Genomic DNA, 12,768 nt, shown 5'->3' with positions numbered 1-12,768 from the left:
TTGTTCCAAAAAACGTACAAAAATGAAAAACAGAAATTACAATTCTTCACATCTTAAAACGAGTATTTAAGATGCACCATAAAACGTGTACTTCCAACTTCAGAAGCATCTTTAACTTTACCATTAACTTGTGTTGTTCCATAAGCTGCTGCTGTATATAGCACTTGAGTTCCTATCATAAACTTACCTGAATACCATTCTACTCTTGGTCCGAACTGATAGATATAATCAATATTTGAACCACGACTATATAATCCAACAAAACCATCTGCATCGGTTGCTAAATCATCGTCGGCTCCTAAGTTTTTAGTATAACCTGCAAACAAACCATAACGAACATCTCCTGTTGTGGTATATAAATCAGACCAAATGGATGAAGTTTTCACATTGGTATATTCGTAATCGCCATTGGCTTTTACATTCTTAACACCATATCCACCAATCATTACAAAATTATACATGTTCTCACCATAAATGGTATGAAGATTCCAAACCAACTTATCAGACTTAAGTGTCATCCAGGCATTCATTTGAACACTTGATAACATTTCATCCGTTTTTGCGCCAAGAGGATTTTCTACCATTGGCTTCAAGAATTTAACTCCTGCAGTAGCACCTAAAGTAAATCCTTTTGCAAAATCATATTTTATCTGACCTGATAACTCAGGAATACTAGCCTGTTGTACATACTTCACATTAGCTCCATCAGGACCATTCGATTTAAAATCCAATTCTGACAAGGCTGCAATAAGTGCATATCCTTTATCACCTAATTTGCGAGTATATCGGAACTGAGGAGCTCTTCCCAATACATTAAACGGAATACCTCCACCCCAATGCTGAACCTTTGGGAAACATGAAGTAACGAACATTGGATGCCAATACTTACCAACCAACAATTCATCCTTTTCCCAATTTAGTTTCACAAAGGCATGTCTTAGTCTGAACAAACCAGATTTATCATTTGATGTTCCAACAAAATCACCTTGAATTGTAGCTGATCCTTTCGCACCAAACGCCTCAAATCCTGTAACACCAACATTTAATCTTGAGTGAATAGAAGTCATAAACAGCTCCGAACGATCATTTAAATCATCACCATTAATATCGTAAGATTTTGCTGCAGGATATAGAATTACTTCTCCTTCGCGAGCATTAACGGTTTTACGAGTATCAAAGATCGCTTCAGCCGATACAAAGCCACTTAATTTAACTTTAACTTCTTCTTTCTTTTGCGCTATTCCTACTAATGGAAGTAGCCCGAGTATTAGGATATATATTTTTTTCATAGTATTCATAGGTTTTTTAATCTTGAAACAGAGTGTGACCAAATTCTAAATGGAAGTAAAGAATAGCTATTGGATCACACTTGTTTCAATTGCACAGATTATTGTAAATATTAATTGTTATTTTCTTTTGGGTGTTGTTGCCTTATCAACCAAGTAAATAATTGATTGATACGAGACCCCACTATTTAAGGTTAGACCTATTTCACAAGTTCTACTTGTAGAGTAACCATGTTTCACCTCAACAGGGTGTTGAATTTTTAGATCACGTAAACCATGATCATTCAATTCAGGATGTGTAAATCCTCTATCTCCTGCAAAGCCACAACAATTTGAATCTGGTTTTACCACCTTTTTAGCACATTTCTGAGCCAATTGAACTAACTTATCGTCAACACCAAGTTTTTTAGCTGAGCAGACCGCAAATACCGAAACAGTTTCATCAACTTGCTTAAAGTCTAAATGGTCTACCAAATAGTCAACTATAAACTCAATAGGTTCATATAATTTCAATGTTGGCTCCATATTCTCTTTCATGGTATACAAACACGGACTCATATCGCAAAGTACAGGATACTTTCCATTATCACTTGCTTTTAATAGAGCTTCCTCCAATGCATTGGATTTCTTCATTCCAGCCTCTTTAAAGCCTTTACTCAAGAAAGCCATACCACAACAATGATTGTTCAAATTCTCAGGGTAAATAATCTCATATCCTGCCTTTTGAATCAACTGTTCTGTCTTTTTGGTCAAGGCAACTTTCTCATCGTAATCCTTCGATGTACCCATACTACGATTGATACACGATGGGAAATAAACCACTTTTTTAGGATTGGATGAATCTACAGCTGGAGGAACAATTTTAGGTGCTCCTTTTGGAAAGGCTTTATTCCAGCGAGGAATTGCATTACCCGATAGACTTCTCATACCTCCAGAGATTCCACTCATTAAACCTGTTCCAATAATTGAATGGAAGAAGTTTACTGTATTTAATCCTACTTTGGCATAAGATTGTACCTTATCCATATTATCGGCACACCACATAGCATATTTCTTAGCTTTTGGCGATGCATCCTCAGATCTAAGATCTTTAATCAATTTACCAGTATCAATCTTTACAGGACAACTCAGTGCACACAAACTATCTGTCGCACAAAGCTGCATAGCTTCATAATCGAATTGTTTCACCAAATTAGCGAGCTCATGTGGTTTCTCACCTGTAGCTTTTAATCTGGTAATCTCACGGAACGTAGCAATTCTCTGTCGAGGACTTAAGGTTAAATTGTGAGATACACAAGATGGTTCACAGAAACCACACTCCATACATTTGTCCACTTTTTCGTGAGCTGCAGGTAGAGGTTTTAAATCCTTTAGGTGAGCTTGCTTATCAGCATTTAAGATAACACCTGGATTGATTAAAAAGTTTGGATCGAAAATTTGCTTGATATCTTTCATCAGATTATAAGCATCAGTTCCCCACTCCATTTCAACATATGGAGCCATATTTCGACCTGTACCGTGTTCTGCTTTTAAAGCACCATCGTAACGACCAACAACTAGATCAGCCAATTCATCCATGAACTTAGCATACCGATCTATCTCTTTCTGAGTACCAAAATCCTGAGTAAATACAAAGTGTAAATTCCCTTCCAAAGCGTGACCAAAAATTACTGCTTCGGTATATTTATACTTCTTAAAGAGTTCCTGAAGATCTAATGTTGCCTCAGCCAATTTTGGTACAGGAAAACAAACGTCCTCAATAATAACGGTAGTACCTGTTTTACGCATACCTCCTACTGTTGGCAATAGTCCTTTACGGATTTTCCAAAGCATGGCAAATTCGGCAGGAACATCAGTAAACTCAATCGGCAATTCAACAGGGATTTCCTTAATTGAATCCTTAATAATTTTAATTTGTTGCTTTAAAGTTTTTGCATTTTCAGCTCTGGTCTCTACCAAAATTGCCGAAGCTCCTTCCGATAAAGTTTTTAAATATGCAGGTACACCCTCATCATTTTCAACCGAGCGCAATGCTGCTCTATCCATTAATTCTACGGCAGCAACAGGCTCCGATTTTAAGATAGAAACCGCTCTACAAGCCTTTTCAATATCAGGAAACATCATTAAAGAGCTCGCCTTAAATTTATGCTCTATTACTGTTTTATAAACCAACTCGGAAATAAAACCTAAGGTTCCTTCCGATCCGATCATTATGTGGGTTAAAATATCGAAAGGATCGGTATAGTCAACCAAAGCATTTAAACTGTATCCAGTCGTATTTTTCATCTTAAATTTATCCCGAATACGTGCATGCAGAGTTTCATTACCTCTAACCTTTTTGGCCAAATTGTCTAAATCCTGCAACAAGCTTGCATGAGTTCTTTCAAATGACGTTTTACTATCTTCACAAGAAGTATCTAATACTGTTCCATCGTGTAAAATAACACGAATAGAATCGATTGTTTTGTACGAATTCTCAGATGTACCACAGCACATACCAGAAGCATTATTGGCTGCAATACCACCAATCATAGCTGCATTTATAGAAGCCGGATCGGGACCAATTTTCTTCCCATAAGGAGCAAGAACTGCATTAGCACGTGAACCAACAATACCTGGTTGAAGTCTAATTTTCTCACCCTCATTTAAAATGGTGTGCTTTTTCCAATGATCCCCAGCCACTACCAAAACCGAATCGCTAATGGCTTGACCTGATAAACTTGTTCCTGCAGCTCGATAAGTTACCGGAATATTTAAATCGTGACATTCACGCATGATCAAACTCACCTCGTTTTCATCCTTCGATTTGATAACCAACTTAGGTATCAATCTATAGAAACTAGCATCAGTTCCCCAAGCCAAAGTATGAAGCGGATCATGAAACATTCTTTTCTTATCTATTGTCTGCAACAATCTTTCGTGTAGTATTTTATATTCTCCTGTAAGCATTTTTGTTGGGTTTTATTCTAATCAAACAAATAAATTGGTAACTTGTATGACAAATGTACGTTTTTTACTCTTTATAAAAATGCCAAATATCCAAGTTATTGAATATTTGGCAAGTTATATTATAACGGCAATGGATTAAATCCTGTAGATATTAATACTACAACCACAATCATTACCAATAAATAGTATATAAATGCAGGAATTGCGTTACGTCTGATAATTGTACCTTCGGCACCAATGCAACCTACTGTTGCACAAACTGCCACTACATTATTTACACAAATCATGTTTCCTAATGCAGCGCCAATAGTCTGTACTGCAACGATTAACACCTGAGGAATACCTAAAATAGTTGCCGTTTCGAATTGTAATGAAGCAAATAACAAATTAGAAACAGTTGCCGATCCCGACATAAAAGATCCCAATACTCCAACTATTGGTGCAATAACAGGATAAGCATTACCTGAAAGATCTGCAATAGCAGTAGCCATAGTAGTAAGCATACTATCCAAGCCAGCACCATTCGTTCCCGATTTTAACATTAACTGAACCATTGCAACACCTGCAAAAAGTGCAATCGCAGCGCCACTAATTTGCTTAAAAGTAGTTTTCCATGAAGCAATTACTTGCTTGCCATTCATTTTATGCATAAAATTGGTAATTACAGCAACCAAAATAAATGGAATTGTTCCAGGAAGATAAGCCCATTTCAGCACATAAGTCAATCCTTCGATACCCAAAACATTAGATAGAGTAACGGTTTGCGCCGCTAACCATCCTTTTAATCCTAAAGAAGGAATACGAGTAACAACCAATATAATTGCAATTAATACGTAAGGCATCCACGCTTTTACCAAGCCCATTTTTGCCTCACCTGTATCACCTGTTGAATCGTTAGATAACCAGCTTTTCTCCCACTCTGATTTTGGAGGAAAATCCCATGATTTCTTTGGAACCAAAAATCCTTTTTTAGCTGCAAAAATCACAATACCCAAACCAATAAATGCACCCAATAATGAAGGTAGATCAGGACCTAAAGTTGAAGCAATTAAAACGTAAGGAATACCAAAAGCCAAACCTGCAAAAATTGCAAAAGGAGCTGCTGCCAGAGCTGGTTTAATCGATTTCTCTTTACCAAAAAATTTGGTCATGATCATGATACCCAACAATGGAATAAAAATTCCGACCAAGGCATTTGGAATGGCAATCCATTTTGTAAGAGCCATTTTAAAAATCTCAGGATTGGCAGCTACATCAGCAAGATTCTGCTCGAGAGTTACCATCGCTCCTCCACTAATTGGTGTACCAACAGCACCATAAGGTACAGGTACCGAGTTAAAAATAAGTGCAACCATTGCCGCCGCCAAAGGAGGAAATCCAAGTCCTACCAATAGTGGACCAGCCAATGCAGCAGGAGTTCCAAAACCAGCAGCACCTTCAATAAACGCTCCAAACATGAAACCAATTATAATGGCTTGTATCCGCCTATCGTTGGTAATACCATTAAATCCGTTATTAATGGTAGTCATCGCCCCCGATAATTTCATAGTATTCAAAATAAGGATTGCTCCAAAAATAATGATTAGGATGTCCATTGCTTTTAAAAAGCCAAATACAGAATATCCAAGTATGTGGTGAATATCGATTTTCCAAACACCAAAGGCTACCACTACAGCTAAAAGCAGAGATAATGGTAAAGCCTTTTTGGCTCCCCAGTTGAAGCCAACCATCAGAATGATGGTTAATAAAATTGGTGAAAAAGCTAATAATGCATTCATAAAAAATAGTTTAGGTTTTAATTCGTAATTGATTTATCAATTGAAGTAAATGGGTTAGATTTACTATAGTTTTTTAGAACAGAATCACTATTCTTAACAGGATCTCCAAGCAGTGCATTATTATGCATCAATACATCTAAAGCAGTAAGCTTTTGTCTTAAGTCTTTTAAACTTTCTTCTATGCTTATTCTATTATTTTTGAAGTCCATATTCTGAATTTTAATTGTTATATAAGTTCCAGGTGATTTTCGATGAATTCGGTTAAATGCAAGACCTTAACAGGTACTTTTTCGTGCATTAAACCGCCATTAATTTGCATTACACATCCCGGACAATCGGTTACCAACAACTCAGCCTCGCTAGCCTGAATGTTTTCAATCTTCTTGTTTAAAATTCCGTTGGATATGCTTGCAAAATCAAGAGAGTAAGTGCCACCAAAACCACAACACACATTGCTATCGGTAAGTGGAATAAACTGCTTGCCTATTAAATTAGAAAGGAATGATTCGGCAGAATAATCTAATGATCTGGAATCGTGACATGGAGTATGGTAAGTCACTTTTTTGTTTCCTTTTACTTTAAACTTGATATTATTATCTTCTAAAAACTTACCGATTGGCGTTACCATATCACCTAACATCGAAGCTTTCTTGTATCTGTTTGGATCTTCCTTGGTGAAATCTAAAAACTCATGTTTAATGGCTCCACCACATGTTGGACAAAGAACTAGTAATGCCTCGTAATCCTTAGGTCCCTGCAGATTATCAATTGTATTGTATATCATGCTTTTTGCATTATCGGGATCACCCGAAGCAATTGCAGGAATACCACAACAAGCTGCTTTCTTAGGAATATCAACCTGAATACCGCTTTTTTGTAATAATTTTATCATAGCCAATCCCATTTCTGGATAGAAATACTCAATGGCGCATCCTGGATAGAAAAATACCTTTCTATCAGATGAAAACTGATCGTATCCATCTTTATAAAATCGCTTACTAAAAGTTTTAGATGCTAAAGCAGGAAACTTTCTAAAATCCATTTCCTTCGGCAACATTGGAACTGTACCAATTATCTTCTCGTTATTGGTTTTGCAAGTTTTGGTTAGTGGGAATTGGAAATTCGCTCCTAAAGAAAGCATCGATTTCATTCGATCTGGTTTGGCAACCAAACTCTTAAATACCTTCTTCTTTACAGGATTGATACCATACTTTTTCCCTACTACCAATTTTAGATCGGAGATTAAGGCTTGCAAGTCGATACCCGATGGACAATTGAAAGAACAAGCTCTACAACCAATACACATCTTCAAAATATCCTTAGCCGCTTCGTCACCTTGATAAAGTGCAGTTAAAATCAAGCCAATTGAACCAATGTATCTGTCGCCATAAACATGACCACCAACCATTTCGTAAGCCGGGCAAATGTTAGCGCAACTACCACAACGAACGCATTTTAGAGCTTCTTTAAACTTAGGATGTTCGAAAAATGCCAAACGTCCATTATCCAAAAACACATAATGCGTTTCTTTAATACCTTCTTCGTTTTTATAAGATGGAGTTCTACCCTTAATCCAAGTAGTATATGAAGTAATGGTTTGCCCGGTTGCACTCTTTGGCAACACACGTACGATATCCAGTGCCTGGTTAAAATCGTCGCAAAGCTTTTCGTAACCAACCAAAACAATATGTACCGGAGGAACGGTTGACGATAAACGTGCATTTCCCTCGTTAGTGACCAAACCTATGGTACCGGTACTTGCAACTGCAACATTTGCCCCAGTCATACCAACCCCCGACTTGAAATAAGAATCTCGTAAAAAACGACGTGCAATTTCAACCATTGCTTTGATATCTTCCGGATCGACATCTTCGCCAGTATATTCGGCGAATATTTTAGCTACCTGCTGACGAGTTTTGTGAATGGCTGGCATTACCATGTGCGATGGATGCTCGTTAGCCAATTGAAGAATCCACTCTCCCAAATCAGTCTCGATAGGCTGTAATCCTTCTTTTTCCAAGTGATGATTCAATAGAATTTCTTCCGAAGTCATCGATTTAGACTTCACCATATACTTGGCATTGTGTTTTTTCATTACATCAGCAATGTATTTACATGCATCCTCACCGGTTTTAGCCTGAAATACCTTACAACCATGCTTCTCTACATTCTCGCGAAACTGGTTGAATTGCTGCATTACTTTATTTAAATCCCTGTCTTTTAAATCGTGAACACGTGTTCTCAAAGCTTCAAAATCCATTCCCTTATAAGCATTCTCTTTTGAAGCTTTATAAGCAGTAGCAAAATTTTTAAGGTTTTTGTATAAAACCTCATCCTTCAATTTTTCTTCTATCTGATCATGTATTTTCATAGCTGCTTCTTATAAATCATTCAAAATGTAAACTGTCATCTCTTTAGGTCCGTGCACTCCAACAGTTAGTACACGTTCTATATCTGCTGTTCGGCTAGCTCCTGTAATAAAGGCTACATATCCACCTACATCCATTGTTCGTTCTTCAATAAAATCGGCTACATCGTTCAGGCTTGAAACCAATTTGCTCAATGGAATCACTGCTAACAATTTTTCTGCAAGACAGGTAGCCAATCTTTTATTTTCATTGCAACTATCCAATACAACTGTACCGGTTTCGGCAATTGCGTAATCAACTTCAACAAGTGCATTTGCAATTCCTTTTTCGCCAGCTCTAATATCTTTTAATAGTTTAAAGCTTGGTACATCTACATACTCGAATTGCTCTTCTTTTAACAGTTGCGAAAACTCTTCGGTTGATAGGATTAAATTTTCATTTCCTACTAATGCCGACTTCTCTAAAAAGTGTTCTAAATCATTCATTGGAGTTCTTTATTGTTAGAATTAAATAAATGGGTTCCTATATTGTTGCTCACTCCCTAACCAAGCAGAATGCCAAAAATTCAGCACCTTTCTTATCTAGAATCTTTCTAAGATTTATGAGACTGAAGGACAGCATAGTTACTTGCGCAAAGGTTTTCGGAAAGTTGTTGGTTCAATCGATTTCGATTCTGTTCAATTTTGAACATTATAAGATTTAAAGAGGTGCGATTTGGAACATTTGTGCAGTTTTGCACAGTTAATTTATTACATTAACTGAGATAATATTCACAAATGAGAAATCAATATTAAATAACGTTACATCTTAAAAAATTGGATAGTATTCACTTCTACAAAATGCCTTTTAAAAATACCACAATAGATTTAATAAAGAATTATTACTACTGTATTAAGTTCACCTAATTATTTTTAATGTTCAATTGATATGATATCTTTAAAGTTCGAAAATAAGCATCTTCAGTTTATATTATTTGGATACTAATCTGCATTTTTTTAGATCTAAATGAGAACGCTGATTTTAATAATAATAATTCCAAATATTATTCATTGATGAAAAAAACGAGTTTACTAATCGCTATTCTAATCTGTTTTTGTTTTGCTGGAAAAGCTCAAGAATGCTATTCTGATTTAATTGCAAAAGCTAAAGAATGTAATCAAAACAAAAAGGATAGTTTACAACTTAAAAAAGCTCTTCTTTTATATGAAAAAGCTTACGATAATTATTCTGACAGCATTAATGATAGGACATTGTATAATGCAAGTTTATTGGCAAATGATTTAATGAATTTCGACATCGCTTTTAAATTTCTGAAACCATTATCGGAACTAATTGAAGATGAAGAAGGTTATCCTGGCTGGGATTATATCATTGGAGAATATGCTAAGGATGACTATAAAAATTTACTGAATCATCCCCGCTGGAAATATTTGGAAAAAAAAGCTATAATCAAACAGAAAACCTTCTTTGAAGAACTTTATAGTAGCGAGAAGGAATTTTTCGATGTCAATAAAGTGGAATACCCTAAGAATTTATCAGCTGCAAAAATATATAATCATATAAAGGAATCTAACCCATATAAAAATAAATTAAAACAGGATTACTCCTTATCCTTAAAAATAAATGATACTCTAACATCCTCGTATTTCGTTCACCTTCCAAAAAATTATAATCCTGAAAAAAAATATTCGGCTTTACTATTTTTACATGGTGCCGTTCACTATAACACTTTCTCTAAATTTCAGACAAAAAGTAATCTAAAATATTGGAATAGATTCTACACAAAATATGCGAATGAGAATGATGTTATTTTGATTTTTCCACAAGCCAATAAAGAATACAACTGGATGACGTCGGATAAGGGATTCTTTATGATTCCAAAAATTATAAGGCAGCTAAAAAGAGCTATTAATATTGATAACAATAAGATTTTTATATCAGGACATTCAAACGGAGCTACAGGATCATTCTCCTATATAATGAAAGATCCTACACTATTTGCCGGATTTTTTGGATTCAATACCCAACCAAAAGTTTTCACCGGAGGTACGTTCATCGAGAACATTAAAAATCGTTCTTTTATTAATTTTTCAACAGATCAGGATTATTACTATCCGGTTGAAGCCAACGATAGCTTGAGTAATTTATGTAGACGAATAAATGCAGATTATAAAGATTACAGATACAATGGTTTTCCTCATTGGTTTCCAGAATTTGATGAATCGGAACCTGCCTATAAAATAATATTTGATGACATAAACAGTAGAAGTAGAAATCCTTTTCCTGAAGAATTAAACTGGGAAATTGACGATGAAAATAATGGAAATATTGACTGGTTAAATGATATAAAACTAGATACTCTTGGGCAAAATAAGGTATGGCACAAAAATTTGAATTTTAAAATCACAAAATGGCTAGAATACAACGATTCGGATAGCCTGATTGTTAAAAATGTAAACAAAACTGCATTTAATTTACCTAATAAATCTGGCAAAATCATTACCAAATACCAACACAACGAGTTTCATTTTACCACCTCAAACATTATGTCTTTCAAATTGTACATTTCTCCAGAAATGGTGAATCTGAAGAAAAAAATTAAAGTATTTGTAAATGGCAAATTGCACTTCAATCAAAAAATAACATATGACAAGGAGTTTATGTTGAAATCATTTAAAAACAACGGTGACAGAGAGCAGATTTGGGTAAACAATATTAAAATTACACTCTAGAATGTCCTCAATACTTAATTTAGACAGATTAGGAAAAGATAAATTTATAAGGTTGATAATTTATACTAATTCCAATAAAATTTCCTTATTTTTTAAATCTGATTTTTAGGGCAATTTGTTAAGTTTATGATCTCTATAACCTTTAACAACTTAATCGAATGAAAGAAAAACAAGAAGAAAAGCTATATATCTGCAAGCCCTGCGGCTATGTAATGAAAGAAAGCGAACTTGAAGATGTTTGCCCTGCTTGTGGTTTACCCAGAAAAGTTTTTGAACAATACAAGGAAAGAATGTCTCCAGGGCGTAGTAAAATTCTACATTTAGATTTACACCCTATTGCAGTTCATTTTCCTCAAACAACACTGGTATTCACCCTACAAGCTTTATTAATCAACCTTTTCTTTCCTAATTTTCATCCGGAAATATTGTTAGGTACTGCAAAATTCTCAGCTGTTATTTTTCCTTTTACTGTAGTTGGTGCATTTGTTAGTGGAATGATTGATGGTAAATTGAGATTTAAATCTGTTACTACTCCTATCCTGAAAAAGAAAATCATTTATAGTGTGGTAATGCTTATTGCATCTGTCTTCACTCCTTTTTTAGCCTGGAAAGGGATAGACGATCTGCAATCGAAGATCTTGTTACTAATTTGTGGAACAGTTGCTCTTATTTGCGGAATAATACTTGGACATGCCGGTAAAAGATTGATGAATATTGGTATGGGTGGCGCTGTTAAAATTTGGGGTAAAAAGTTTTAATGTATTCCTCTCGTTTAAATATAAAATTGACAAAACTATTAGATTAACAAAGGACTATCACGCTAATAGTCCTTTGTTATTATAAATAAATCTGATTAATCTCTTTTTACTAAAGCCAATTTGTCAATTTCGCAATATTCTTTCAAATAACCATCAATGTAATCGTAACCTAAAGCCTTCATTCGATTAAAATCCTGACAAGCATTATCTGAATTACCTAATTCTAAATGAGTTCTGGCTCTTAAAAACAAAAGAGCATCGCTATATGGTTGATAAACCATTGCATAATTCACAAAACGCAAAGCTCTCTTTGGTTTATTCTTCATTAATTTCTTGTTCGATCGTTTATAATATTTATGAGCCAATTGTAGATGATTTGATCCATCACGCATAAAAGTGACCGAAACCTCCCTTTGCATTTCAACCGAATTCCCATTGTTTTTGCCAGGTATCCACATTCCATTTGTTGATTCCAATACCCTTATCACTTCTCTATCAATTTCATCAGAAACACTATTAACAATCTGAAAATCTCCTAAATTACCATTTGGAAAAACTGTAAATTGAATAATGGCTGTTCCTTCAGTTATTCTTTTTATAAAATTATCCGGATATTGAGTTTTTTCACTTAAATAATCATAAATAGAACCAAAGTCAGTAGCTTTAATAACATCTACAGTTCCCTTAATTCCTGTAAATAAAGGAGGTTTAACTTCTACTCCTTTCAACATTTTTGATTTCGACATATCCTGAGCTGTAGTTAAAAATCCTACAAACAAGAACAGTACGAAAATTACCATTGCTTTCATATCAATAACTTTTAATAATCATGAGTAATTCTTTAACAGAAATAGGATATCCAACTTATTCACGCGCAATATTAAAATTACTCTGAA

The 12,768-nt window shown here is 34.9% G+C and carries 9 protein-coding genes; 2 read left to right on the top strand and 7 right to left on the bottom strand.

Annotation, left to right across the window (positions count from 1 at the left end):
- Positions 1-53: 53 nt before the first annotated feature.
- From GCQ56_RS12665 to GCQ56_RS12640, 6 genes are all read right to left on the bottom strand, one after another.
- Positions 54-1,289 (bottom strand): hypothetical protein, encoded by a 1,236-nt coding sequence (locus GCQ56_RS12665; protein ID WP_152734843.1) that lies wholly within the window; start codon positions 1,287-1,289, stop codon positions 54-56.
- A 117-nt stretch (positions 1,290-1,406) separates the two neighbouring features.
- A complete protein-coding gene (locus GCQ56_RS12660) occupies positions 1,407-4,235 on the bottom strand; it encodes an FAD-binding and (Fe-S)-binding domain-containing protein (protein WP_152734842.1) in 2,829 nt (942 codons plus the stop codon).
- A 119-nt stretch (positions 4,236-4,354) separates the two neighbouring features.
- Entirely contained in the window at positions 4,355-6,013 is a 1,659-nt protein-coding gene (locus GCQ56_RS12655) for an L-lactate permease (protein WP_152734841.1), read from the bottom strand.
- A 17-nt stretch (positions 6,014-6,030) separates the two neighbouring features.
- A complete protein-coding gene (locus GCQ56_RS12650) occupies positions 6,031-6,222 on the bottom strand; it encodes a hypothetical protein (protein ID WP_152734840.1) in 192 nt (63 codons plus the stop codon).
- A gap of 17 nt (positions 6,223-6,239) precedes the next feature.
- On the bottom strand, positions 6,240-8,384 hold the full coding sequence (ldhH, locus tag GCQ56_RS12645) for an L-lactate dehydrogenase (quinone) large subunit LdhH (RefSeq protein WP_152734839.1): 2,145 nt from the start codon (positions 8,382-8,384) through the stop codon (positions 6,240-6,242).
- Positions 8,385-8,393: 9 nt separating this feature from the next.
- Positions 8,394-8,867, bottom strand: a complete 474-nt coding sequence (locus GCQ56_RS12640) for a lactate utilization protein (RefSeq protein WP_152734838.1) — start codon at positions 8,865-8,867, stop codon at positions 8,394-8,396.
- Positions 8,868-9,434: 567 nt separating this feature from the next.
- Here GCQ56_RS12640 and GCQ56_RS12635 point away from each other — a divergent pair.
- Complete coding sequence (locus GCQ56_RS12635) at positions 9,435-11,114, top strand: hypothetical protein (RefSeq protein WP_152734837.1); 1,680 nt, start codon at positions 9,435-9,437, stop codon at positions 11,112-11,114.
- Between the two features lie 158 nt (positions 11,115-11,272).
- Complete coding sequence (locus tag GCQ56_RS12630) at positions 11,273-11,872, top strand: rubredoxin-like domain-containing protein (RefSeq protein WP_152734836.1); 600 nt, start codon at positions 11,273-11,275, stop codon at positions 11,870-11,872.
- A gap of 95 nt (positions 11,873-11,967) precedes the next feature.
- On the opposite strand, the gene GCQ56_RS12625 is transcribed toward GCQ56_RS12630, so the two are convergent.
- Positions 11,968-12,681, bottom strand: a complete 714-nt coding sequence (locus GCQ56_RS12625; protein WP_152734835.1) for a TonB family protein — start codon at positions 12,679-12,681, stop codon at positions 11,968-11,970.
- Positions 12,682-12,768: the final 87 nt, after the last annotated feature.

The sequence above is a fragment of the Marinifilum sp. N1E240 genome, assembly GCF_009295825.1.
In the GTDB taxonomy this organism is placed as follows: domain Bacteria; phylum Bacteroidota; class Bacteroidia; order Bacteroidales; family Marinifilaceae; genus Marinifilum_A; species Marinifilum_A sediminis.
Note: the sequence above shows the minus strand (reverse complement) of the source record. Positions and strands in the feature narration are given on the sequence as shown.

Coding starts and splice junctions, on each gene's coding strand:
- GCQ56_RS12640 (WP_152734838.1), bottom strand. CDS start 8,867: ATGAATGATTTAGAACACTTTTTAGAGAAGTCGGCATTAGTAGGAAAT.
- ldhH (WP_152734839.1), bottom strand. CDS start 8,384: ATGAAAATACATGATCAGATAGAAGAAAAATTGAAGGATGAGGTTTTA.
- GCQ56_RS12625 (WP_152734835.1), bottom strand. CDS start 12,681: ATGAAAGCAATGGTAATTTTCGTACTGTTCTTGTTTGTAGGATTTTTA.
- GCQ56_RS12665 (WP_152734843.1), bottom strand. CDS start 1,289: ATGAAAAAAATATATATCCTAATACTCGGGCTACTTCCATTAGTAGGA.
- GCQ56_RS12660 (WP_152734842.1), bottom strand. CDS start 4,235: ATGCTTACAGGAGAATATAAAATACTACACGAAAGATTGTTGCAGACA.
- GCQ56_RS12650 (WP_152734840.1), bottom strand. CDS start 6,222: ATGGACTTCAAAAATAATAGAATAAGCATAGAAGAAAGTTTAAAAGAC.
- GCQ56_RS12630 (WP_152734836.1), top strand. CDS start 11,273: ATGAAAGAAAAACAAGAAGAAAAGCTATATATCTGCAAGCCCTGCGGC.
- GCQ56_RS12655 (WP_152734841.1), bottom strand. CDS start 6,013: ATGAATGCATTATTAGCTTTTTCACCAATTTTATTAACCATCATTCTG.
- GCQ56_RS12635 (WP_152734837.1), top strand. CDS start 9,435: ATGAAAAAAACGAGTTTACTAATCGCTATTCTAATCTGTTTTTGTTTT.